General features: G+C 66.0%; 21 protein-coding genes and 1 tRNA gene. All 22 read left to right on the forward strand.

What is annotated here, in order from left to right; genetic code table 11:
* Positions 1-1185, forward strand: a 1185-nt coding sequence (gene tuf / locus LDO11_RS03175; RefSeq protein WP_232140338.1) for an elongation factor Tu, incomplete at its 5' end; no start/stop codon positions are given.
* Positions 1186-1308: 123 nt separating this feature from the next.
* A tRNA-Trp gene (locus LDO11_RS03180) sits at positions 1309-1384 on the forward strand.
* A 65-nt stretch (positions 1385-1449) separates the two neighbouring features.
* Positions 1450-1833: a preprotein translocase subunit SecE gene (secE, locus tag LDO11_RS15820; protein WP_232140339.1), complete on the forward strand. Its 384-nt coding sequence runs from the start codon at positions 1450-1452 to the stop codon at positions 1831-1833.
* A 15-nt stretch (positions 1834-1848) separates the two neighbouring features.
* Positions 1849-2421 carry a transcription termination/antitermination protein NusG gene (gene nusG, locus LDO11_RS03190; RefSeq protein WP_232140340.1) on the forward strand — a complete coding sequence of 191 codons (573 nt, stop codon included), beginning with the start codon at positions 1849-1851 and terminating at the stop codon, positions 2419-2421.
* 214 nt (positions 2422-2635) lie between these two features.
* Positions 2636-3064, forward strand: a complete 429-nt coding sequence (rplK, locus tag LDO11_RS03195; RefSeq protein ID WP_100324550.1) for a 50S ribosomal protein L11 — start codon at positions 2636-2638, stop codon at positions 3062-3064.
* A 3-nt stretch (positions 3065-3067) separates the two neighbouring features.
* On the forward strand, positions 3068-3769 hold the full coding sequence (rplA, locus tag LDO11_RS03200) for a 50S ribosomal protein L1 (protein WP_129136529.1): 702 nt from the start codon (positions 3068-3070) through the stop codon (positions 3767-3769).
* A 373-nt stretch (positions 3770-4142) separates the two neighbouring features.
* Complete coding sequence (rplJ, locus tag LDO11_RS03205; protein WP_100324552.1) at positions 4143-4667, forward strand: 50S ribosomal protein L10; 525 nt, start codon at positions 4143-4145, stop codon at positions 4665-4667.
* Between the two features lie 77 nt (positions 4668-4744).
* A complete protein-coding gene (gene rplL / locus LDO11_RS03210; RefSeq protein ID WP_232140341.1) occupies positions 4745-5122 on the forward strand; it encodes a 50S ribosomal protein L7/L12 in 378 nt (125 codons plus the stop codon).
* A gap of 344 nt (positions 5123-5466) precedes the next feature.
* The gene (gene rpoB / locus LDO11_RS03215; protein ID WP_232140342.1) at positions 5467-9621 is read left to right on the forward strand and encodes a DNA-directed RNA polymerase subunit beta; all 4155 of its coding nucleotides are present in this window, start codon (positions 5467-5469) and stop codon (positions 9619-9621) included.
* A gap of 117 nt (positions 9622-9738) precedes the next feature.
* Positions 9739-13986: a DNA-directed RNA polymerase subunit beta' gene (rpoC, locus tag LDO11_RS03220; RefSeq protein ID WP_232140343.1), complete on the forward strand. Its 4248-nt coding sequence runs from the start codon at positions 9739-9741 to the stop codon at positions 13984-13986.
* A 315-nt stretch (positions 13987-14301) separates the two neighbouring features.
* Positions 14302-14676, forward strand: coding sequence for a 30S ribosomal protein S12 (rpsL, locus tag LDO11_RS03225; protein ID WP_129136526.1), 375 nt, complete (start codon positions 14302-14304; stop codon positions 14674-14676).
* Positions 14677-14687: 11 nt separating this feature from the next.
* The gene (gene rpsG / locus LDO11_RS03230; RefSeq protein ID WP_100324557.1) at positions 14688-15155 is read left to right on the forward strand and encodes a 30S ribosomal protein S7; all 468 of its coding nucleotides are present in this window, start codon (positions 14688-14690) and stop codon (positions 15153-15155) included.
* 170 nt (positions 15156-15325) lie between these two features.
* Entirely contained in the window at positions 15326-17422 is a 2097-nt protein-coding gene (gene fusA / locus LDO11_RS03235) for an elongation factor G (protein WP_129136525.1), read from the forward strand.
* A 78-nt stretch (positions 17423-17500) separates the two neighbouring features.
* Positions 17501-18691 carry an elongation factor Tu gene (gene tuf, locus LDO11_RS03240; protein ID WP_232140344.1) on the forward strand — a complete coding sequence of 397 codons (1191 nt, stop codon included), beginning with the start codon at positions 17501-17503 and terminating at the stop codon, positions 18689-18691.
* Between the two features lie 604 nt (positions 18692-19295).
* Positions 19296-19607 carry a 30S ribosomal protein S10 gene (gene rpsJ / locus LDO11_RS03245; protein ID WP_047137645.1) on the forward strand — a complete coding sequence of 104 codons (312 nt, stop codon included), beginning with the start codon at positions 19296-19298 and terminating at the stop codon, positions 19605-19607.
* A 10-nt stretch (positions 19608-19617) separates the two neighbouring features.
* On the forward strand, positions 19618-20271 hold the full coding sequence (gene rplC / locus LDO11_RS03250) for a 50S ribosomal protein L3 (RefSeq protein ID WP_129136523.1): 654 nt from the start codon (positions 19618-19620) through the stop codon (positions 20269-20271).
* Between the two features lie 12 nt (positions 20272-20283).
* On the forward strand, positions 20284-20889 hold the full coding sequence (gene rplD, locus LDO11_RS03255) for a 50S ribosomal protein L4 (protein WP_232140345.1): 606 nt from the start codon (positions 20284-20286) through the stop codon (positions 20887-20889).
* Positions 20886-21185: a 50S ribosomal protein L23 gene (gene rplW, locus LDO11_RS03260; protein ID WP_100322007.1), complete on the forward strand. Its 300-nt coding sequence runs from the start codon at positions 20886-20888 to the stop codon at positions 21183-21185. The genes rplD and rplW overlap by 4 nt, the downstream gene beginning before the upstream one ends.
* A gap of 44 nt (positions 21186-21229) precedes the next feature.
* On the forward strand, positions 21230-22057 hold the full coding sequence (rplB, locus tag LDO11_RS03265; RefSeq protein WP_100322008.1) for a 50S ribosomal protein L2: 828 nt from the start codon (positions 21230-21232) through the stop codon (positions 22055-22057).
* 6 nt (positions 22058-22063) lie between these two features.
* Entirely contained in the window at positions 22064-22333 is a 270-nt protein-coding gene (rpsS, locus tag LDO11_RS03270; protein ID WP_100322009.1) for a 30S ribosomal protein S19, read from the forward strand.
* A 10-nt stretch (positions 22334-22343) separates the two neighbouring features.
* Positions 22344-22679, forward strand: coding sequence for a 50S ribosomal protein L22 (gene rplV, locus LDO11_RS03275; protein WP_100322010.1), 336 nt, complete (start codon positions 22344-22346; stop codon positions 22677-22679).
* A 1-nt stretch (position 22680) separates the two neighbouring features.
* Complete coding sequence (gene rpsC / locus LDO11_RS03280; protein WP_100322011.1) at positions 22681-23418, forward strand: 30S ribosomal protein S3; 738 nt, start codon at positions 22681-22683, stop codon at positions 23416-23418.
* Positions 23419-23420: the final 2 nt, after the last annotated feature.

Genomic DNA, 23420 nt, shown 5'->3' on the forward strand with positions numbered 1-23420 from the left:
AAGGGCAAGTTCGAGCGCACCAAGCCCCACGTGAACGTGGGCACGATCGGTCACGTCGACCACGGCAAGACGACGCTGACGGCGGCGCTGACGAAGGTGGGCGCGGAGCGTTTCGGCGGCGAGTTCCACGCCTACGACGCGATCGACAAGGCGCCTGAGGAAAAGGCCCGCGGCATCACGATCTCGACCTCGCACGTGGAATACGAAAGCCCGACGCGCCACTACGCGCACGTCGACTGCCCGGGCCACGCCGACTACGTCAAGAACATGATCACCGGTGCGGCGCAGATGGACGGCGCGATCCTGGTGTGCTCGGCGGCCGACGGTCCGATGCCGCAGACCCGCGAGCACATCCTGCTGGCCCGCCAGGTCGGCGTGCCGTACATCGTGGTGTTCCTGAACAAGGCCGACATGGTCGACGACGCCGAGCTCCTGGAGCTCGTCGAGATGGAAGTGCGCGAACTGCTGTCGAAGTACGACTTCCCGGGCGACGACACCCCGATCATCAAGGGTTCGGCGCTGAAGGCGCTGGAAGGCGACCAGTCGGAGATCGGCGTGCCGGCGATCATCCAGCTGGTGGAAGCGCTGGACAGCTACATTCCGGAGCCGGAGCGCGACGTCGACAAGACCTTCCTGATGCCGGTGGAAGACGTGTTCTCGATCTCGGGCCGCGGCACCGTGGTGACCGGGCGCATCGAGCGCGGGATCATCAAGGTGGGTGACGAAATCGAGATCGTGGGCATCCGTCCGACGACCAAGACGACGGTCACCGGCGTGGAGATGTTCCGCAAGCTGCTGGACCAGGGCCAGGCGGGCGACAACGCGGGCCTGCTGCTGCGCGGCACCAAGCGCGACGAGGTGGAGCGTGGCCAGGTGCTGGCGAAGCCGGGCACGATCCAGCCGCACACCGACTTCGAGGCCGAGGTGTACGTGCTGTCGAAGGACGAGGGCGGCCGCCACACGCCGTTCTTCAAGGGCTACCGTCCGCAGTTCTACTTCCGCACCACGGACATCACCGGTGCGGTGACGCTGCCGGAAGGCGTGGAGATGGTGATGCCGGGCGACAACGTGAAGATGGCCGTCGAGCTGATCAACCCGATCGCGATGGACGAGGGCCTGCGCTTCGCCATCCGCGAAGGCGGCCGCACCGTCGGCGCCGGCGTGGTTGCCAAGATCATCAAGTAAGCTGGAGAGGTGGGATCGTCCCCGGCGATTCCACCGCTTCGCCGCAACCAGCGAGGCGGGCCGGAACCCCGGTCCGCCTTCGTCGTCTGAGGACAGGCTGTTGCGACACCGTTTCATCCATACACGCCAGTAGCTCAATTGGCAGAGCAGCGGTCTCCAAAACCGCAGGTTGGGGGTTCGAGTCCCTCCTGGCGTGCCAGACAGGCGGATCCGCCCGCACATGACCGACCTTCCGGTCGGCACGACCACAGCAGCGAAGCCCGAGTGAACAGCCGAGTCGAACAATCCAAGACCGCGTCCGCCGCCGACATCGTCAAGTACGCGGTGTCGATCCTGCTGGTGGTCGCCGGCCTGTTCGCGTTCTACTGGTTCTCCGGGCAGTGGCCGGGCTTTGCGCGGATCCTCGCCGTGGTTGCCGGCGTCGCTGCCGGCACCGCGGTGTTCATGATGTCCACGGCCAAGGGCGCGCAGACCCGCGAGTTCTTTGCCGAGACCCGCTTCGAGCTGCGCAAGGTGGTCTGGCCGACGCGCCAGGAAGCCATGCGCATGACCTGGGTGGTGATCATCGCAGTGATCATCATCGCGCTGGTGCTCGCGGGCTTCGATACCGTCATCCAGTGGCTGCTGCGGCTGTTTCTGGGGCACTGAGGAGTTGACGAGCTGATGGAAACCCAAGCCGACAAGCGTTGGTACGTGGTGCATGCCTATTCCGGCTTCGAGAAGTCGGTGGCGCAGGCGCTGCGTGACCGCATCGTCCGTGCCGAGATGCAGGACAAGTTCGGCGACGTGCTGGTGCCGACCGAAGAGATCATCGAGATGCGCTCCGGCCAGAAGCGCCGCTCCGAGCGCAAGTTCTTCCCGGGCTATGTGCTGGTGCAGATCGCCACCCACGACGAGGGCGGCATCCCGCGCATCGACAGCGAGAGCTGGCACCTGGTCAAGGAAACCCCGAAGGTGATGGGGTTCATCGGCGGGACCGCGGCGCAGCCGCTGCCGATCCGCGACGAGGAGGCCGATGCGATCCTGCAGCGCGTGCAGGACGGCGTCGAGAAGCCGCGTCCGAAGGTGCTGTTCGAGGCCGGGCAGATGGTCCGCGTCGTCGACGGTCCGTTCAACGATTTCAACGGCGTGGTCGAGGAAGTCAACTACGAGAAGAGCCGCCTGCGCGTGGCGGTGCTGATCTTCGGCCGCTCGACCCCGGTGGAACTCGAATTCGGGCAGGTCGAGAAGGCCTGAACCGCGCCACCGCCTGCACTGGCGGTGGCTTTCCAACCTGCTATACTGCGCGGCTCCCTGTCCGGTCGAGCCGGGCATCCGTATTGGCCACCCCGCAGGTGGCCCTTCGTGTGAGTGGCAAGGCGACGCCGGGACGCGTGCCGCTCCTGATCGACATTGATCCCGGCCCGATGGGGAGCCTTCCCAGGCGCTTGCACCCGGAGAGAACACGCAGATGGCAAAGAAAGTCGTCGGTTACATCAAGCTGCAGGTGAAGGCCGGTCAGGCCAACCCCTCGCCGCCGGTCGGTCCTGCGCTGGGTCAGCGCGGCCTGAACATCATGGAATTCTGCAAGGCCTTCAATGCCGCCACGCAGAAGATGGAGCCGGGCCTGCCGGTCCCGGTGATCATCACGGCCTACTCGGACCGTACCTTCACCTTCATCACCAAGAGCACCCCTGCTGCCGTGCTGCTCAAGAAGGCCGCCGGCGTGACCTCGGGCTCCAAGCGCCCGAACACCGAGAAGGTGGGCAAGGTCACCCGCAAGCAGCTCGAAGAGATCGCCAAGACCAAGGAAGCCGACCTGACGGCGGCCGAACTGGAAGCGGCGGTGCGCACGATCGCGGGCTCGGCCCGCAGCATGGGCCTGACGGTGGAGGGCTAAGACATGGCAAAGCAGACCAAGCGCCAGAAGGCAGTCGCCGCCGCGGTCCAGCCCGGCAAGACCTACGCCATCGACGACGCGCTGAAGATCGTCAAGGATCTCAGCACGGCGAAGTTCAACGAAGCGGTCGACGTGGCGGTGCGCCTCGGCGTCGACGCGCGCAAGTCCGACCAGCAGGTCCGTGGTTCGACCGTGCTGCCGGAAGGCACCGGCAAGACCGTGCGCGTGGCGGTGTTCGCCCCGGCCGGCGCCAAGGCCGACGAGGCCCTGGCCGCGGGTGCCGACGCGGTGGGCATGGATGACCTCGCCGAGAAGATGCAGGGCGGCGACCTCAACTACGACGTGGTGATCGCCACGCCGGACGCGATGCGCGTCGTCGGCAAGCTGGGCACGCTGCTCGGCCCGCGCGGCCTGATGCCGAACCCGAAGGTCGGCACCGTGTCCCCGAACCCGGGCGAGGCGGTGAAGAATGCCAAGGGTGGCCAGGTGCGTTACCGCACCGACAAGGCCGGCATCATCCACTGCACGATCGGCAAGGCCGACTTCGACGCCGAGCGCCTGAAGACCAACCTGCAGGCGCTGCTGGCCGACCTGGTCAAGGCCAAGCCGGCGACCTCGAAGGGCCAGTACCTGCAGAAGATTTCCGTCAGCTCGACGATGGGCCCCGGCGTCGCCGTGGACCAGGGTTCGCTGTCGCTGAAGTGATGTCCGACGGTGGCGCCTCCGGGCGCCACCTGCTCCACAAATTTTGAGGGCTTCGCAAACGGACCGAAGGTCCCGGCGCGGCGCCGTCAAAGACCGCAGGCGCGGTCGACGATGCAACGGCGACGGGCAGGGACGCTCGAATGGCAAGGGAGTCGCCGCCGCTGCAGCGCTGAGCGCTTAATCCTGTGCATGCGCAAGCATCGCGGGCCTGCGTAGATGGTCGCCGACCCTCTGAGATTCATGCTGGTTTCGAATCCGGAAGAAGGCTGCCGCCCGGAAGGCCATTCGGCCTTCCCGGCACCGATGGACCGGTGCCGCTCTTGGACCGCCGGCGGCAGGAGCCGCGGGCGGAGTTGAAGTACGGAGGAGTGCAATGGCTCTCAATCTGAACCAGAAGAAGGAAGTCGTTGCCGAACTGGCCGAGGTCGCCGCATCGGCGCACTCGCTGGTCGCCGCCGAGTATCTGGGTCTTACGGTCGCTCAGCTGACCGACCTGCGCAAGAAGGCGCGCGACAACGGGGTCTACCTCAAGGTAGTCAAGAACACCCTCGTGTCGCGTGCAGTTGCCGACACCGATTACGCCGTCATCGCCGACGACCTGACCGGTCCGCTGCTGTATGCCTTCTCGAAGGAAGATCCGGGTGCCGCCGGCCGCCTCATCAAGGACTTCGCCAAGACCGCTGACAAGCTGAAGCCGCGCCTGGTCGCGGTTGGTGGACAGAAGTACCCGGGCACCCATGTGGATGTCCTGGCTTCGCTGCCGACCCGCGAACAGGCACTGGCCATGCTGGTCGGCATGATGGCCCAGCCGGCCACCATGCTTGCCCGCGTTCTTGCCGAGCCCGCCGCCTCGACCGCCCGCGTGATCAACGCGGTCGGCCAGGCCAAGGCCGCCTGAAGTCACTGATGGATGCCGCATTCGGTACGCATCCAATCATCTAGCCGTTTCGAAACCAGTCAATCAAGGTAACTACAATGTCCCTTTCCAACGAAGAAATCCTGGAAGCCATCGGCAACAAGTCCCTCGTCGAGGTGATGGAGCTGGTCAAGGCGTTCGAAGAGAAGTTCGGCGTGTCCGCCGCCGCTCCGGTCGCCATGGCTGCCGGCCCGGCCGCTGCTGCTGCCCCGGCTGCTGAAGAGCAGACCGAGTTCACCGTCGTCCTGAAGGCCGCCGGCGAGAAGAAGGTCGAGGTCATCAAGGTCGTGCGCGCCATCACCGGCCTGGGCCTGAAGGAAGCCAAGGACCTCGTCGAAGGCGCCCCGAAGGACGTGAAGGAAGGCGTCTCGAAGGACGAAGCCGAGAAGCTGAAGAAGGACCTCGAGGCCGCCGGCGCTGCCGTCGAGCTGAAGTAAGCGGTCCTTGCGTCGCCCGACCCGTTCAGGCGACCACCGAGGCCGGGGGCGAAAGCCCCCGGCCTTTGGCCGTTGCTGCAGGTGCGGCAACTGCTGATTCGCCGCCGTGATGCGGGCGCCCCGGTATCCGGGCGTGCGGCCACCAGTCGCGAATCAGCAGTTCCTGTTCGATCCAGGAATGTTCCATCCAAGAGTCGCCATTCGGAAGTAGCGGGAGAAGGCGTGCTGGTGCCGGCAATACCAGCAACTTCCGACTGGCGGTTTCCCCCGGGACCATCGACACAGATGGTCTGTCCCCAGGGTTGCGGACGCGCAGCCCCAGATGCCAAAGGCGGTCATTGCTCATGACGACTACGTATTCCTTTACCGAGAAGAAGCGCATCCGCAAGGACTTCGGCAAGCGCCGGAGCATCCTCGAGGTGCCCTTCCTGCTCGCGATCCAGGTCGACTCGTACCGCGAGTTCCTGCAGGCCGACATCGATCCCGCCAAGCGTGAGGACCGCGGCCTGCACGCCGCGCTGAAGTCGGTGTTCCCGATCGTCAGCTACAACGGCTACGCCGCGCTGGAGTACGTCGGCTACAAGCTCGGCGAGCCGGTGTTCGACGAGCGCGAGTGCCGCAACCGCGGCCTCAGCTACGGCGCCCCGCTGCGCGTGACCGTGCGCCTGGTGATCTACGACCGCGAGTCGTCGGCCAAGGCCATCAAGTACGTGAAGGAGCAGGAGGTCTACATGGGCGAGATCCCGCTCATGACCGGCAACGGCACCTTCATCGTCAACGGCACCGAGCGCGTCATCGTCTCCCAGCTGCACCGCTCGCCGGGCGTGTTCTTCGACCACGACCGTGGCAAGACCCACAGCTCGGGCAAGCTGCTGTACTCGGCGCGCATCATTCCCTACCGCGGCTCGTGGCTGGACTTCGAGTTCGACCCGAAGGACGCGCTGTTCACCCGTATCGACCGTCGCCGCAAGCTGCCGGTGTCGATCCTGCTGCGCGCGCTGGGCTACTCCAACGAGGAGATGCTCAACGAGTTCTTCGAGATCAACACCTTCCACATCCTGCCCGAAGGCGTGCAGCTCGAGCTCGTGCCCGAGCGCCTGCGTGGCGAGACCCTGGACTTCGACCTGGCCGATGGCGACACCGTCATCGTCGAGGCCGGCCGCCGCATCACCGCACGCCACGTGCGCCAGCTCGAGGCCTCGGGCATTTCCGCGCTCGCGGTGCCCGACGAGTACCTGCTCGGCCGCATCCTCTCGCATGACATCGTCGATGCCGCCAGCGGCGAACTGCTGGCCACCGCCAACGACGAGATCAGCGAAGAGCAGCTGGCCGCGTTCCGCAAGGCCGGCATCGACGCCATCGGCACGCTGTGGGTCAACGACCTCGACCGCGGTCCGTACCTGTCCAATACCCTGCGCATCGACCCGACCAAGACCCAGCTCGAGGCGCTGGTCGAGATCTACCGCATGATGCGTCCCGGCGAGCCGCCGACCAAGGACGCGGCGCAGAACCTGTTCCACAACCTGTTCTTCACCTTCGAGCGCTACGACCTCTCGGGCGTGGGCCGGATGAAGTTCAACCGTCGCCTCGGCCGCAAGGAAACCGAAGGCGCGTCGGTGCTGTACGACGCCAAGTACTTCGCCGACCGCAAGGACGAGGATTCCGCGCGCCTGCGCGAGGCCAACGGCGACAGCTCCGACATCCTCGACGTGATCCGCGTGCTGACCGAGATCCGCAACGGCCGTGGTGGCGTCGACGACATCGACCACCTGGGCAACCGTCGCGTCAGGTCGGTCGGTGAAATGGCCGAGAACGTGTTCCGCGTGGGCCTGGTCCGCGTCGAGCGCGCCGTGCGCGAGCGCCTGACGATGGCCGAGGCCGATGGCCTGACCCCGCAGGAGCTGATCAACGCCAAGCCGGTCGCAGCGGCGGTGAAGGAGTTCTTCGGGTCGTCGCAGCTGTCGCAGTTCATGGACCAGAACAACCCGCTGTCGGAAGTCACCCACAAGCGCCGTGTCTCGGCCCTTGGGCCGGGCGGCCTGACCCGCGAGCGCGCCGGCTTCGAAGTGCGCGACGTGCATCCCACGCACTACGGTCGCGTGTGCACCATCGAAACGCCGGAAGGCCCGAACATCGGCCTGATCAACTCGCTGGCGGTGTTCGCCCGCACCAACCGCTACGGCTTCCTCGAGACGCCGTATCGCCGCGTGGTCGAAGGCAAGGTCACCGACGAGATCGAGTTCCTGTCGGCGATCGAGGAGAACGAGTACGTCATCGCCCAGGCCAACGCGCCGCAGGACGACGACGGCCGCCTGAGCGAGCAGTTCGTCGACGTGCGCTACCAGGGCGAGTCGCTGCTCAAGCCGCCGGCGGAAGTGCACTTCATGGACGTGTCGCCGATGCAGACCGTGTCGGTGGCGGCCGCGCTGGTGCCGTTCCTCGAGCACGACGACGCCAACCGCGCGCTCATGGGCGCCAACATGCAGCGCCAGGCGGTGCCGACGCTGCGTGCGCAGAAGCCGCTGGTGGGTACCGGCATCGAGCGCGCGGTTGCGCGCGACTCGGGCGTGACCGTCAACGCGCGCCGTGGCGGCGTGGTCGAGCAGGTGGACGCGGGCCGCATCGTGGTCAAGGCGCACGAGGAGGAGATCTCGGGCGAGACCGATGCCGGCGTCGACATCTACAACCTGATCAAGTACACGCGTTCCAACCAGAACACCTGCATCAACCAGCGTCCGCTGGTGGTCGTGGGTGACGTGATCGCGCGCGGCGACGTGCTGGCCGACGGCCCGTCGACCGACATCGGCGAGCTGGCCCTGGGCCAGAACATGCTGGTCGCGTTCATGCCGTGGAACGGCTACAACTTCGAGGACTCGATCCTGCTGTCCGAGCGCGTCGTCAAGGAAGACCGCTACACCACGATCCACATCGAGGAACTGACCGCGGTCGCACGCGACACCAAGCTCGGGCCGGAAGAGATCTCCGCCGACATCCCCAACGTCTCCGAGCAGGCACTGAACCGCCTCGACGAGTCCGGCGTGGTGTACATCGGTGCGGAAGTGCGCGCCGGCGACATCCTGGTGGGCAAGGTCACGCCGAAGGGCGAGAGCCAGCTGACCCCGGAAGAGAAGCTGCTGCGCGCGATCTTCGGCGAGAAGGCCTCGGACGTGAAGGACAGCTCGCTGCGCGTGCCGCCGGGCATGGACGGCACCGTCATCGACGTGCAGGTCTTCACCCGCGACGGCATCGAGAAGGACAAACGTGCGCGCCAGATCGAGGAATCCGAGATCAAGCGCGTCAAGAAGGACTTCGACGACCAGTTCCGCATCCTCGAGGGTGCGATCTACGCGCGCCTGAAGTCGCAGCTCGTCGGCAAGGTCGCCAACGGCGGCGCCGGCCTGAAGAAGGGCGACACCGTCACCGAGGCGGTGCTCGACGGCCTGAAGCGGACCGACTGGTTCGCGCTGCGGATGAAGGACGCCGAAGCGGTCGAGGCGATCGAGCGTGCGCAGATGCAGATCGACGCGCACCGCAAGGAGTTCGACCGTCGCTTCGAGGACAAGCGCGGCAAGATCACCCAGGGCGACGACCTCGCACCGGGCGTGCTGAAGATGGTCAAGGTGTTCCTGGCGGTGAAGCGCCGCATCCAGCCGGGCGACAAGATGGCCGGCCGCCACGGCAACAAGGGCGTGGTGTCCAACATCGTGCCGGTGCAGGACATGCCGTACATGGCCGATGGCCAGACCGTCGACATCGTGCTCAACCCGCTGGGCGTGCCGTCGCGCATGAACATCGGCCAGATCCTGGAAGTCCACCTCGGGTGGGCGGCCAAGGGCCTGGGCGAGAAGATCCAGCGCATGCTCGACGCGCAGACGGCGGTGAAGGACCTGCGTGCCTTCCTCGACCAGATCTACAACCACGACAACGAAGTGACCGGCGGGCGCGTCGACCTGTCGCAGTTCAGCGACGACGAGCTGCTGGCGCTGGCCAAGAACCTCACCGACGGCGTGCCGATGGCGACGCCGGTGTTCGACGGTGCGGCCGAGACCGAGATCAAGAAGATGCTCGAGCTCGCCGACCTGCCGGTCAGTGGTCAGACGCAGCTGTACGACGGGCGTACCGGCGAGGGCTTCGAGCGCAAGGTGACCGTGGGCTACATGCACATGCTCAAGCTCAACCATCTGGTCGACGACAAGATGCACGCGCGTTCGACCGGCCCGTACTCGCTCGTCACCCAGCAGCCGCTGGGCGGCAAGGCGCAGTTCGGCGGCCAGCGCTTCGGCGAAATGGAAGTCTGGGCGCTGGAAGCCTACGGCGCGGCCTACACCCTGCAGGAAATGCTGACGGTGAAGTCCGACGACGTGCAGGGCCGCAACCAGATGTACAAGAACATCGTCGACGGCGAACACGAGATGGTCGCGGGCATGCCCGAGTCCTTCAACGTGCTGGTCAAGGAAATCCGCTCGCTGGCCATCAACATGGAGCTCGAGGAGCACTGAGACCCGGGACCGGGCCCCGGGGGGCCGGGCGTCGCGCAGGCAATCGCTGCGACGCCCACCCCCCGATTCCCGCTCTGACGCATCCCGAATCTCGTATCCCGAATCCCGGAGACACTCATGAAAGACCTGCTCAATCTCTTCAACCAGCAGCGCCCGGCGCTCGATTTCGACGCGATCAAGATCGCGCTGGCATCGCCGGACATGATCCGTTCGTGGTCCTACGGCGAAGTGAAGAAGCCCGAGACCATCAACTACCGCACCTTCAAGCCCGAGCGCGACGGCCTGTTCTGCGCGTCCATCTTCGGGCCGGTGAAGGACTACGAGTGCCTGTGCGGCAAATACAAGCGCATGAAGCACCGCGGCGTGGTCTGCGAGAAGTGCGGCACGGAAGTGACGTTGGCCAAGGTGCGCCGCGAGCGCATGGGCCATATCGACCTCGCCAGCCCGACCGCACACATCTGGTTCCTCAAGTCGCTGCCGTCGCGCATCGGCCTGATGCTGGACATGACCCTGCGTGACATCGAGCGCATCCTCTACTTCGAGGCGTTCGTGGTCACCGAGCCGGGCCTGACTCCGCTCGAGCGCGGCCAGCTGCTCAACGAGGAGCAGTTCCTGCAGATGCGCCAGGAGCACGGCGACGACTTCGACGCCGCGATGGGCGCCGAGGCCGTCTACGACCTGCTGCGCACGATCGACCTGCAGGCCGAGATGGTGAAGCTCAAGGAAGACATCGCCAGCACCGGTTCGGAAACCAAGCTCAAGCGCCTCACCAAGCGCATCAAGCTGGTCGAGGCGTTCGTCGAGTCCGGCAACCGCCCCGAGTGGATGATCATGACGGTGCTGCCGGTGCTGCCGCCGGACCTGCGTCCGCTGGTGCCGCTGGACGGTGGCCGCTTTGCGACCTCCGACCTCAACGACCTGTACCGCCGGGTCATCAACCGCAACAACCGCCTGCGCCGCCTGCTCGAGCTCAACGCGCCGGACATCATCGTGCGCAACGAAAAGCGCATGCTGCAGGAGTCGGTTGACGCGCTGATGGACAATGGCCGCCGCGGCCGCGCCATCACCGGTACCAACAAGAGGCCTTTGAAGTCGCTCGCCGACATGATCAAGGGCAAGCAGGGCCGCTTCCGCCAGAACCTGCTCGGCAAGCGCGTCGACTACTCGGGCCGTTCGGTCATCGTGGTCGGCCCGACCCTGCGCCTGCACGAGTGCGGCCTGCCGAAGAAGATGGCGCTCGAGCTGTTCAAGCCCTTCATCTTCTCCAAGCTGCAGCGCCGTGGCCTGGCCACGACGATCAAGGCCGCCAAGAAGCTGGTCGAGCGCGAAGAGGCGGAAGTCTGGGACATCCTGGAAGAAGTCATCCGCGAGCACCCGGTGCTGCTCAACCGTGCGCCGACGCTGCACCGCCTGGGCATCCAGGCGTTCGAGCCGGTGCTGATCGAGGGCAAGGCCATCCAGCTGCACCCGCTGGTCTGCACCGCGTTCAACGCCGACTTCGACGGTGACCAGATGGCCGTGCACGTGCCGCTTTCGCTGGAAGCCCAGCTGGAAGCGCGTGCGCTGATGATGTCGACCAACAACATCCTGTCGCCGGCCAACGGCGAGCCGATCATCGTGCCGTCGCAGGACGTCGTGCTCGGCCTGTACTACATGACCCGCGCGCTCGAGAACAAGGCGGGCGAGGGCATGGCGTTCGCCAACGTCGCCGAGGTCAAGCGCGCATACGACAATCGCGTCGCCGAGCTGCACGCCAAGGTCAAGGTCCGCATCACCGAGACCGTGATCGACGAGGAAGGCAACCGCGAGAAGAAGACCTCGATCGTGGACACCACGATCGGGCGCGCGCTGCTGGCCGAGATCCTGCCGGACGGCCTGCCGTTCGCGCTGGCCAACACCGAGCTGACCAAGAAGAACATCTCGCGCCTGATCAACTCCTGCTACCGCCAGCTCGGCCTGAAGGACACGGTCGTGTTCGCCGACAAGCTGATGTACACCGGCTTCGCGTTCGCGACCCGCGCCGGCGTGTCGATCGGCATCGACGACATGACCATCCCGGCCGAGAAGAAGGACATCCTCGCCGAGGCGGAAGCCGAGGTGCTGGAGATCCAGCAGCAGTACCAGTCGGGCCTGGTCACCGCCGGCGAGCGCTACAACAAGGTGGTCGACATCTGGTCGCGCACCAACGAGCGCGTGGCCAAGGCGATGATGGACACGATCGGTACCGAGACCGTCACCAATGCCGAAGGCGTCGCCATCGAGCAGAAGTCGATGAACTCGATCTACATCATGGCCGACTCCGGTGCGCGTGGTTCGCAGGCGCAGATCCGCCAGCTGGCGGGCATGCGTGGCCTGATGGCCAAGCCGGACGGCTCGATCATCGAGACCCCGATCACCGCGAACTTCCGCGAGGGCCTGAACGTCCTGCAGTACTTCATCTCGACCCACGGTGCCCGTAAGGGCCTCGCGGATACCGCGCTGAAGACCGCGAACTCCGGTTACCTGACCCGTCGCCTGGTCGACGTGGCGCAGGACGTGGTGATCACCGAGACCGACTGCGGTACGGAGGCCGGCCTGACCATGACCCCGATCGTGGAAGGCGGCGACGTCGTCGAGCCGCTGCGCGACCGCGTGCTCGGCCGTGTCGTGGCGGAGGACGTGTTCCTGCCGGGCAACGACGAGGATCCGATCGTCACCCGCAATACGCTGCTCGACGAGCAGTGGGTGAGCCGCCTCGAGGATGGTGGCGTGCAGACGATCAAGGTCCGCTCGACCATCACCTGCGAAAGCCCGTTCGGCGTGTGCGCCATGTGCTACGGCCGTGACCTCGGCCGCGGCCACCTGGTCAACCACGGCGAGGCGGTCGGCGTGGTCGCCGCGCAGTCCATCGGCGAGCCGGGTACCCAGCTCACCATGCGTACGTTCCACATCGGTGGTGCGGCGTCGCGTGCGGCGGCCATCGACAACGTGACGGTCAAGACCACCGGCTCGATCAAGTTCAACAACCTCAAGCACGTCCGTCATGCCGGCGGCCACTTCGTGGCGGTGTCGCGTTCGGGCGAGCTGTCGGTGCTCGATCCGCACGGCCGTGAGCGCGAGCGTTACAAGCTGCCGTACGGTGCCACCATCAGCGTCGAGGATGGCGCGGAGATCAAGGCCGGCCAGACCGTGGCCAACTGGGATCCGCATAACCACCCGATCGTGTCGGAAGTCGCCGGCTTCATCCGCTTCATCGACTTCGTCGACGGCGTCACCGTCATCGAGAAGACCGACGAGCTGACCGGCCTGGCCTCGCGCGAGATCACCGATCCCAAGCGTCGTGGTTCGGCGGCCAAGGACCTGCGCCCGATCGTGCGCATCGTCGACGGCAAGGGCAACGACCTCAACATCCCGGGTACCGACCTGCCGGCGCAGTACCTGTTGCCGCCGCGCTCGATCGTCAACCTCCAGGATGGTGCACCGGTCGGCGTGGGTGACGTGGTCGCCAAGATCCCGCAGGAAGCGTCCAAGACCCGCGACATCACCGGTGGTCTGCCGCGCGTGGCCGACCTGTTCGAGGCGCGCAAGCCGAAGGACCCGGCGGTGCTGGCCGAGCGTTCGGGCATCGTCAGCTTCGGCAAGGACACCAAGGGCAAGCAGCGCCTGATCCTCAAGGGTCCGGACGGCGAGGAGCACGAGGAGCTGATCCCGAAGTACCGCCAGATCATCGTGTTCGAAGGCGAGCACGTCGAGAAGGGCGAGACCGTGGTGGACGGCGAGCCGAGCCCGCAGGACATCCTGCGCCTGAAGGGCGTCGAGGAACTGGCGTCCTATCTGACCAAGGAAATCCAGGACGTGTATCGCCTGCAGGGCGTGAAGATCAACGACAAGCACATCGAGGTGATCGTTCGCCAGATGCTGCGCAAGGTCGAGATCACCGACGCCGGCGACAGCCATTATCTGGCGGGCGAGCAGGTGGAGAAGCAGCGCGCTATCGAGGACAACGCCAAGCTCATCAAGCGCAACGAGCTCCCGGCGAAGTACGAGCCGGTCCTGCTGGGCATCACCAAGGCCTCGCTGGCGACCGAGTCGTTCATCTCCGCGGCCTCCTTCCAGGAGACCACCCGCGTGCTGACCGAGGCGGCCGTGCGCGGCACCCGCGACAGCCTGCGCGGCCTGAAGGAGAACGTCATCGTCGGCCGCCTGATTCCGGCGGGCACCGGCCTGGCGTACCACACCCAGCGCCGTCGCGACGCCTCGGGCCTCACCGAGTCGGAGATGGAAGCGCTGTCGGGCAGCGTGGCCGCCGACGTCGAGATGGCCGCGGGCCAGGTCAGCGAGGACGTGGCGGAATCCGCCGCTCCGGAGGCAAGCCAGGGCGAGTGATCGCCCGCGGACAGGGACGGGGCGGCCAGCCGGCCCCCTCCCGGTCCGCCGTTGGGTTACAATTCGCAGTTCGACGGCCCCAGGGCCGTCCCAGATCACGAAAAGAGGCGCCATGGACGCGCCTCGTGTTCGGCCCAGGAAGGGCGGGATCGCAGAAGTTCCGGCGGCGTGCCTGTGCGCGGTCGCTGGGTGGATAGTGCGCGTTGACGCTTTGCGTCGGCGCGGGCTATACTTTTCCGTCTGGGTGGGCCGCATGCGGCCTGCCCTTGTTTTCACGCACGGGCGCCAGCCCCAACCAAAGAAACCAAAGACACGATGGCAACGATCAACCAGCTGGTGCGGAAGCCGCGCAGCCCGGAAACATACAAGAGCACGTCGCCTGCGCTCGAGAACTGCCCGCAGCGCCGCGGCGTGTGCACCCGCGTGTACACCACCACCCCGAAGAAGCCGAACTCGGCACTTCGCAAGGTGGCCAAGGTGCGCCTGACCAACGGCTACGAGGTCATCTCGTACATCGGCGGCGAAGGCCACAACCTGCAGGAGCACAGCGTGGTGCTGATCCGCGGCGGTCGTGTCAAGGACCTGCCGGGCGTTCGCTACCACACCGTGCGCGGCTCGCTCGACGCCGCCGGTGTCGCCAAGCGCAAGCAGGCGCGTTCGAAGTACGGCGCCAAGCGTCCGAAGGGCTGAGGAGACTAGACATGTCACGCAAGGGAAATACTCCGCAGCGTTCGGTGCTGCCTGATCCGAAGCACGGCAGCGACACCATCGCGCGTTTCATCAACATGGTCATGAAGAGCGGCAAGAAGTCGATTGCCGAGAAGATCGTGTACGGCGCCATGGACGTCATCGGCGAAAAGAACCCCAACCCGCTCGAGCTGGTCGAGAAGGCGCTGGGCAACGTGTCCCCGTCGGTCGAGGTGAAGTCCCGCCGCGTCGGCGGCGCCACCTACCAGGTGCCGGTGGAAGTGCGCGCGTCGCGCCGCAGTGCGCTGGCGATGCGCTGGCTGATCGAGTCGGCGCGCAAGCGCGGCGAGAACTCCATGCCGCGCAAGCTGGCAGGCGAGCTGATGGATGCCTCCGAGAACCGCGGCGGCGCAATCAAGAAGCGTGAGGAAACCCACCGCATGGCGGAAGCGAACAAGGCGTTCGCGCACTACCGCTGGTGATTCCTCCGGGCGTCCCGCGGGGCGCCCATTCCGGCACAGCCTGACCCTTCGGGGTCGGCGCCGGCGCGGCTGCCCCCGGCGGCCGCATCCTGCACCCGGAGGCCGCCGCAAGGCGGCGTCCGGCCATTTCAGCCCGGCACACGCGTCGGGCCCAGAAACGAGAGACGACCGTGGCTCGTACCACTCCCATCGAACGCTATCGCAACTTCGGCATCATGGCCCACATCGATGCCGGCAAGACCACCACGTCCGAGCGCATCCTGTTCTACACCGGCAAGAGCCACAAGCTCGGCGAGGTGCATGACGGTGCCGCCACCATGGACTGGATGGAGCAGGAGCAGGAGCGTGGCATCACGATCCAGTCGGCTGCCACCACCGCGTTCTGGAAGGGCATGGACAAGTCCCTGCCGGAACACCGCTTCAACATCATCGATACCCCCGGCCACGTCGACTTCACCATCGAGGTCGAGCGGTCCCTGCGCGTGCTCGACGGCGCGGTGTTCGTGCTGTGCGCCGTCGGTGGCGTGCAGCCGCAGTCGGAGACCGTCTGGCGCCAGGCCAACAAGTACAAGGTGCCGCGCATCGCGTTCGTCAACAAGATGGACCGCACCGGCGCCAACTTCTTCAAGGTCCGTGACCAGCTCAAGGCGCGCCTGGGTGCATACCCGGTGCCGATGCAGGTGCCGGTCGGTGCCGAAGACGGCTTCGAGGGCGTGATCGACCTGCTGAAGATGAAGGCGATCCACTGGGATACCGCGTCCCAGGGCCTGAACTTCGAATACCGCGACATCCCGGGCGACCTGCAGAAGATCGCCGAAGAGGCGCGCGCCTTCATGGTCGAGTCCGCGGCGGAAGCCAGCGAAGCGCTGATGGACAAGTACCTCGAGGGCGGCGAGCTCACCGAGGAAGAGATCGTCAACGGCCTTCGCGAGCGCACCCTCAAGACCGAGATCGTGCCGATGTTCTGCGGCTCGGCGTTCAAGAACAAGGGCGTGCAGGCGATGCTCGACGGCGTCGTCAAGCTGCTGCCGTCGCCGGTCGACGTGCCGGCCGTGACCGGCACCGACGTCGACGACGAGGAGAAGGAACTGTCGCGCGACTCGAGCGACGCCGCGCCGTTCTCGGCGCTGGCGTTCAAGATCATGACCGACCCGTTCGTGGGCTCGCTGACCTTCTTCCGCGTCTACTCCGGCAAGCTCAACGCCGGCGACCAGGTGCTGAACTCGGTCAAGGGCAAGAAGGAGCGCATCGGCCGGTTGCTGCAGATGCACTCCAACAACCGCGACGAGATCAAGGAAGTGCTCGCGGGCGATATCGCTGCCGCCGTCGGCCTGAAGGACGTCACCACCGGTGACACCCTCTGCGCCCAGGATGCGCCGATCGTGCTCGAGCGCATGACCTTCCCGGAGCCCGTCATCTCGATGGCGGTGGAGCCCAAGACCAAGTCCGACCAGGAGAAGATGGGCCTCGCCCTCGGCCGCCTGGCGCAGGAGGATCCGTCCTTCCGCGTGCGTACCGACGAGGAATCCGGCCAGACCATCATCTCCGGCATGGGTGAGCTGCACCTCGACATCATCGTCGACCGCATGAAGCGCGAGTTCAACGTCGAAGCGAACGTCGGCAAGCCGCAGGTCGCCTACCGCGAGACCATCCGCAAGTCGGTGAAGTCGGAAGGCAAGTTCGTGCGCCAGTCCGGTGGCAAGGGCCAGTTCGGCCACGTGTGGCTGGAGATCTCGCCGCAGGAGCCGGGCACCGGTTACGAGTTCGAGAATGCCATCGTCGGCGGTGTCGTGCCGAAGGAATACATCCCCGCGGTCGACAAGGGCATCCAGGAAGTGCTGGCCAACGGCATCATGGCCGGCTATCCGATCGTCGACGTCAAGGTCCGCCTGGTCGACGGCTCGTACCACGAAGTCGACTCCTCGGAAATGGCGTTCAAGATCGCCGGTTCGATGGGCTTCAAGGAAGGCTTCAACCGCGCCAGCCCGGTGCTGCTCGAGCCGATCATGAAGGTCGAGATCGTCACCCCCGAGGATTACCTCGGTGACGTGATGGGCGACGTGAGCCGCCGCCGCGGCATCCTGCAGGGCCAGGACGACACGCTGTCGGGCAAGGTCATCAACGCGATGGTGCCGCTGGGCGAGATGTTCGGCTACGCGACCACCCTGCGTTCGATGAGCCAGGGCCGCGCGACCTACACGATGGAATTCGACCACTACGCCGAGGCGCCGACCAACATCGCCGAAGCAGTGGTCAAGAAGAACTAAGAGACGGTCTGCAGCGGACCCGGGGCGGCGCCCCGGGTCCGTGGTCCGTCCCCAACCCCAAATTTCGGAGCTAGACACATGGCAAAGGGCAAGTTCGAGCGCACCAAGCCCCACGTGAACGTGGGCACGATCGGTCACGTCGACCACGGCAAGACGACGCTGACGGCGGCGCTGACGAAGGTGGGCGCGGAGCGTTTCGGCGGCGAGTTCCACGCCTACGACGCGATCGACAAGGCGCCTGAGGAAAAGGCCCGCGGCATCACGATCTCGACCTCGCACGTGGAATACGAAAGCCCGACGCGCCACTACGCGCACGTCGACTGCCCGGGCCACGCCGACTACGTCAAGAACATGATCACCGGTGCGGCGCAGATGGACGGCGCGATCCTGGTGTGCTCGGCGGCCGACGGTCCGATGCCGCAGACCCGCGAGCACATCCTGCTGGCCCGCCAGGTCGGCGTGCCGTACATCGTGGTGTTCCTGAACAAGGCCGACATGGTCGACGACGCCGAGCTCCTGGAGCTCGTCGAGATGGAAGTGCGCGAACTGCTGTCGAAGTACGACTTCCCGGGCGACGACACCCCGATCATCAAGGGTTCGGCGCTGAAGGCGCTGGAAGGCGACCAGTCGGAGATCGGCGTGCCGGCGATCATCCAGCTGGTGGAAGCGCTGGACAGCTACATTCCGGAGCCGGAGCGCGACGTCGACAAGACCTTCCTGATGCCGGTGGAAGACGTGTTCTCGATCTCGGGCCGCGGCACCGTGGTGACCGGGCGCATCGAGCGCGGGATCATCAAGGTGGGTGACGAAATCGAGATCGTGGGCATCCGTCCGACGACCAAGACGACGGTCACCGGCGTGGAGATGTTCCGCAAGCTGCTGGACCAGGGCCAGGCGGGCGACAACGCGGGCCTGCTGCTGCGCGGCACCAAGCGCGACGAGGTGGAGCGTGGCCAGGTGCTGGCGAAGCCGGGCACGATCCAGCCGCACACCGACTTCGAGGCCGAGGTGTACGTGCTGTCGAAGGACGAGGGCGGCCGCCACACGCCGTTCTTCAAGGGCTACCGTCCGCAGTTCTACTTCCGCACCACGGACATCACCGGTGCGGTGACGCTGCCGGAAGGCGTGGAGATGGTGATGCCGGGCGACAACGTGAAGATGGCCGTCGAGCTGATCAACCCGATCGCGATGGACGAGGGCCTGCGCTTCGCCATCCGCGAAGGCGGCCGCACCGTCGGCGCCGGCGTGGTTGCCAAGATCATCAAGTGACGCATTGGCGCGGCTACGAGCAAGCGTAGCCGCCTTTGCCAATGCATCATCCCCGAGCGCTCTTGTCGGGGATCCAGTGCCTTTGCGATGCGCCATCCCCGAAGCGCTCCAGTCGGTGATGCAGTGACTTGACGATTGCCACGTGCGCCTTCGGGCGCACGTCGGTTGCAGGCCCAGTCGGGTTCGCAGCCAGTCAGCATCCGCGCTTGCAAGTCGGGCCCGGATGCCGCTAGAATGTTCGACCACTTCCGGCGGCATGCTGTAACGCAGGCCGGAAACAGCGAAATGAGGTGCAGGACGCGCCTCGTCTTCGCCAGACAGGGACATGTCGCGAGGCAGTGCTCTACCCGTTCCGGAAGTGTCCGGAGCATACAGGGAAGAGCGAGTTGTCGCGTCTGCGTTTCTCGTCTGGGCGGGCCGGGTAACCGGCCTGCCTTGTTTGTTCAGGGGTACTGCCGGGTCGCGGGTGAATTTGGTCCGGCAGGGCATCGATTACATGGGGTCCCGCGCACCCAGCCGCGGAGCCTGTCGCTCTTTAAATCTGCGAGTCCCCTCGCAAAGGTCCGCGCCTCCGGTGCGGGCTTTCCAACAGAGGAAATCCGTCATGACGGACCAGAAGATCCGGATCCGGCTCAAGGCGTTCGATCATCGCCTGATCGATCGCTCCGCCAGCGAGATCGTTGAAACAGCCAAGCGGACCGGCGCCCAGGTGCGCGGCCCGATCCCGCTGCCGACCAAGATCGAGCGCTACACCATCCTCACCTCGCCGCACGTCGACAAGGACGCGCGCGACCAGTACGAGACCCGCACGCACAAGCGCGTGCTGGACATCGTCGACCCGAACGACAAGACCGTTGACGCGCTGATGAAGCTCGAGCTCGCGGCCGGCGTCGACGTCCAGATCAAGCTGACCTGAGGCCACTGAGATGACTGCGAAGAAGTATTCGCTGGGTATCGTCGGTCGCAAGGCCGGCATGAGCCGCGTGTTCACCGAGGACGGCAACTCCGTGCCGGTGACGCTGATCGAGGCCACCCCGAACCGGATCACCCAGATCAAGACCCCCGACACCGACGGGTACAGCGCCGTGCAGGTGACCGTGGGCCACAAGCGCGCGTCGCTGATCAACAAGCCCGAAGCGGGTCACCTGGCGAAGGCCAAGGTCGAAGCCGGCCGTGGCCTGTGGGAGCTGCGCGTCGAGGACGACCGCATCGCCGACTTCACCATCGGCGGCGAGATCAAGGCCGACATCTTCGAGGTCGGCCAGCTGGTCGACGTCCAGGGCGTCACCAAGGGCAAGGGCTTCCAGGGCACGATCAAGCGCTGGAACTTCAGCATGGGCGACGCGACGCACGGTAACTCGCTGTCGCACCGTTCGCCCGGTTCGCTGGGCCAGCGCCAGACCCCGGGTCGCGTGTTCCCGGGCAAGAAGATGTCCGGCCACATGGGCGCCGACGTGCAGAGCACGCAGAACCTCGAAGTGATCAAGGTCGACGCCGAGCGCGGCCTGATCGCGATCAAGGGTGCGGTTCCGGGTGCACCTGGCGGTGACGTGATCGTGCGTCCTGCGAGCAAGGGTTAAGGAGTCACGACGATGGAACTCACCATCACCAATAGCAACGAGAAGCTGTCGGTTTCCGACGACGTGTTCGGACGCGACTTCAGCCAGGACCTGGTCCACCAGGTCGTGGTCGCCTACCGCAACGCAGGTCGTTCCGGCACCAAGGCGCAGAAGACCCGTTCCGAGGTCAACGGCACCACCAAGAAGTCGAAGAAGCAGAAGGGCGGCGGCGCGCGTCATGGCGCCCTGACGGCCCCGATCTTCGTCGGCGGCGGCGTGACCTTCGCGGCCAAGCCGCGCAGCTTCGCGCAGAAGGTCAACCGCAAGATGTACCGCGCGGCGATGTCGGCGATCCTGTCCGAGCTCAACCGCCAGGGTCGCCTGAAGGTCGTCGACGCGTTCGACGTCGACCAGACCAGGACCAGCGCGCTGGTGACCAAGCTCAAGGATTTCGACCTGGGCAAGCGCCCGCTGATCGTCACCGAGGAAGCGTCGGAGCACCTGTACCTGTCCGCGCGCAACCTGCCGTATGTGCAGGTCCGCGACGTGCAGGGCCTGGACCCGGTCGCGCTCGTCGGCGCGGACACGGTGCTGATCACGACCGATGCGGTCAAGAAGATCGAGGAATGGCTGGCATGAACGACGCCAAGCTCTATGAGGTGATCCGTGCGCCGCGCGTGTCCGAAAAGACCGCGCGCCTGCAGGAAGTGTCCAACCAGTACGCCTTCGAGGTCGCGGTCGACGCGACCAAGGCCGACATCAAGGCGGCAGTCGAGAAGCTCTTCGACGTGAAGGTCGAGGCGGTCAACGTGGTCAACGTGAAGGGCAAGAACAAGTCCTTCCGCTTTCGCACCGGCCGCCGCGGCGACTGGCGCAAGGCGTACGTGACGCTGGCCGAGGGCCAGTCGATCGACGTGATGACGGCCAAGGTCTGACGAAGTCCGATACGTCGGCACTTCTCTAAACAGGATCCAGTCCCATGCCATTGATGAAATTCAAGCCCACCTCTGCCGGCCGCCGCGCCGCGGTCCGGGTGGTGACGCCCGACCTGCACAAGGGTGCTCCGCACGCCGCGCTGGTCGAGAAGCAGAGCAAGTCCGGTGGCCGCAACCACCATGGCCGCATCACCACCCGCCACATCGGCGGTGGCCACAAGCAGCACTACCGCATCATCGACTTCAAGCGCAACAAGGAAGGCATTCCGGCGCGCGTGGAGCGGATCGAGTACGACCCGAACCGCACCGCGCACATCGCGCTGCTGTGCTACGTCGACGGTGAGCGCCGCTACATCATCGCCCCCAAGGGCCTGAAGGCCGGCGACCAGGTGCTCGCGGGCAGCGATGCGCCGATCAAGGTCGGCAACACGCTGCCGCTGCGCAACATCCCGGTCGGCTCCACCGTGCACTGCATCGAGATGAAGCCGGGCAAGGGCGCGCAGATCGCGCGTGCCGCCGGTGCCGGCGTGCAGCTGGTCGCACGCGAGCAGGGCTACGCCACGCTGCGCCTGCGTTCGGGCGAGATGCGCAAGGTGCCGGCCGAGTGCCGCGCCACCATCGGTGAGGTCGGCAACGTCGAGCACAACCTGGAGAAGCTGGGCAAGGCCGGCGCCAAGCGCTGGCGCGGTGTCAAGCCGACCGTCCGCGGTGCGGCGATGAACCCGGTCGACCATCCGCACGGCGGTGGTGAGGCCCGCGCCGGCCAGGGCAACCCGCACCCGGTCACCCCGTGGGGCGTTCCGACCAAGGGTTACAAGACCCGCAAGAACAAGCGCACGCAGCAGTTCATCGTGCGCGATCGCAGGAGCTAATCGGCCATGGCACGTTCACTCAAGAAGGGCCCGTTCGTCGACCACCACCTCGTCAAGAAGGTGGAAGCCGCGGGCAGCAACACGAAGAAGCCGATCAAGACCTGGTCGCGTCGTTCGATGATCCTGCCGGAGATGGTGGGTTTCACCATCGCCGTGCATAACGGCAAGAACCACATTCCGGTGCTCGTCAACGAGAACATGGTTGGCCACAAGCTCGGCGAGTTCGCCCTGACCAGGACCTTCAAGGGTCATGGCGGCGACAAGAAGTCGCGTTAAGGAGATGACAATGGAAGCGAAAGCAATCCTGCGCAGTGCGCGCATCTCCGCCCAGAAGGCACGCCTGGTCGCCGACCAGGTGCGTGGCCTGCCGGCCGAGCGCGCCGTCAACCTGCTGAAGTTCTCGGACAAGAAGGCTGCCCACCTGATCAAGAAGGTGGTGGAGTCGGCGATCGCCAATGCCGAGAACAACCAGGGCGCCGATGTCGACGAGCTGAAGGTCAAGACCATCATGGTCGACGAGGGTCCCACGCTGAAGCGCTTCATGGCGCGTGCGAAGGGTCGCGGCACCCGCATCCTGAAGCGGACCAGCCACATCACCGTCGTCGTGGGAGAGGGCAAGTAACATGGGTCATAAAGTTCATCCCACCGGTATCCGCCTCGGCATCTCCAAGGACTGGAACTCGAAGTGGTACGCCGGCAAGAAGGAATACGCCGACTACCTGGCCGCCGACCTCAAGGTCCGCGAGATGCTGCGCAAGAAGCTCGCCCAGGCCGGCATCAGCAAGATCCTGATCGAGCGTCCGGCCAAGACCGCGCGCGTGACGATCCACACCGCCCGCCCGGGCGTGGTGATCGGCAAGCGCGGTGAGGACATCGAGAAGCTGCGCAAGGAAGTCAGCGACATGATGGGCGTCCCGGCGCACATCAACGTCACCGAAGTCCGCAAGCCCGAGCTCGACGCCCAGCTGGTGGCCGAGTCGATCGCGCAGCAGCTCGAGCGCCGCATCATGTTCCGCCGCGCGATGAAGCGCGCCGTCGGCAACGCGATGCGCCTGGGCGCACTGGGCATCAAGGTCAACGTGGCCGGCCGCCTCAACGGTGCCGAGATCGCGCGTTCGGAGTGGTACCGCGAAGGTCGCGTGCCGCTGCACACGCTGCGCGCCGACGTCGACTACGGTTTCGCCGAGGCGCACACCACCTACGGCGTCATCGGGATCAAGGTCTGGATCTACAAGGGCGAAATCTTCGATTTCAGCCAGGTGGGCCAGGAAAAGCAGGACGACACGCCGCGTGGCGAGCGTGGTGATCGCGGTGACCGCGACCGCCGTGGCCCGCGCCGCGACCGCGAGGCGAGGGACTAAGT

The sequence above is a fragment of the Alterluteimonas muca genome (assembly GCF_021191595.1).
Classification (GTDB): Bacteria; Pseudomonadota; Gammaproteobacteria; order Xanthomonadales; family Xanthomonadaceae; genus Luteimonas; species Luteimonas muca.

Coding starts and splice junctions, on each gene's coding strand:
- rpsJ (WP_047137645.1), top strand. CDS start 19,296: ATGACGGACCAGAAGATCCGGATCCGGCTCAAGGCGTTCGATCATCGC.
- tuf (WP_232140344.1), top strand. CDS start 17,501: ATGGCAAAGGGCAAGTTCGAGCGCACCAAGCCCCACGTGAACGTGGGC.
- rplW (WP_100322007.1), top strand. CDS start 20,886: ATGAACGACGCCAAGCTCTATGAGGTGATCCGTGCGCCGCGCGTGTCC.
- rplA (WP_129136529.1), top strand. CDS start 3,068: ATGGCAAAGCAGACCAAGCGCCAGAAGGCAGTCGCCGCCGCGGTCCAG.
- nusG (WP_232140340.1), top strand. CDS start 1,849: ATGGAAACCCAAGCCGACAAGCGTTGGTACGTGGTGCATGCCTATTCC.
- rpsG (WP_100324557.1), top strand. CDS start 14,688: ATGTCACGCAAGGGAAATACTCCGCAGCGTTCGGTGCTGCCTGATCCG.
- rplL (WP_232140341.1), top strand. CDS start 4,745: ATGTCCCTTTCCAACGAAGAAATCCTGGAAGCCATCGGCAACAAGTCC.
- rpoB (WP_232140342.1), top strand. CDS start 5,467: ATGACGACTACGTATTCCTTTACCGAGAAGAAGCGCATCCGCAAGGAC.
- rplK (WP_100324550.1), top strand. CDS start 2,636: ATGGCAAAGAAAGTCGTCGGTTACATCAAGCTGCAGGTGAAGGCCGGT.
- rpoC (WP_232140343.1), top strand. CDS start 9,739: ATGAAAGACCTGCTCAATCTCTTCAACCAGCAGCGCCCGGCGCTCGAT.
- rpsL (WP_129136526.1), top strand. CDS start 14,302: ATGGCAACGATCAACCAGCTGGTGCGGAAGCCGCGCAGCCCGGAAACA.
- rplD (WP_232140345.1), top strand. CDS start 20,284: ATGGAACTCACCATCACCAATAGCAACGAGAAGCTGTCGGTTTCCGAC.
- rplV (WP_100322010.1), top strand. CDS start 22,344: ATGGAAGCGAAAGCAATCCTGCGCAGTGCGCGCATCTCCGCCCAGAAG.
- rpsS (WP_100322009.1), top strand. CDS start 22,064: ATGGCACGTTCACTCAAGAAGGGCCCGTTCGTCGACCACCACCTCGTC.
- rpsC (WP_100322011.1), top strand. CDS start 22,681: ATGGGTCATAAAGTTCATCCCACCGGTATCCGCCTCGGCATCTCCAAG.
- rplB (WP_100322008.1), top strand. CDS start 21,230: ATGCCATTGATGAAATTCAAGCCCACCTCTGCCGGCCGCCGCGCCGCG.
- rplJ (WP_100324552.1), top strand. CDS start 4,143: ATGGCTCTCAATCTGAACCAGAAGAAGGAAGTCGTTGCCGAACTGGCC.
- rplC (WP_129136523.1), top strand. CDS start 19,618: ATGACTGCGAAGAAGTATTCGCTGGGTATCGTCGGTCGCAAGGCCGGC.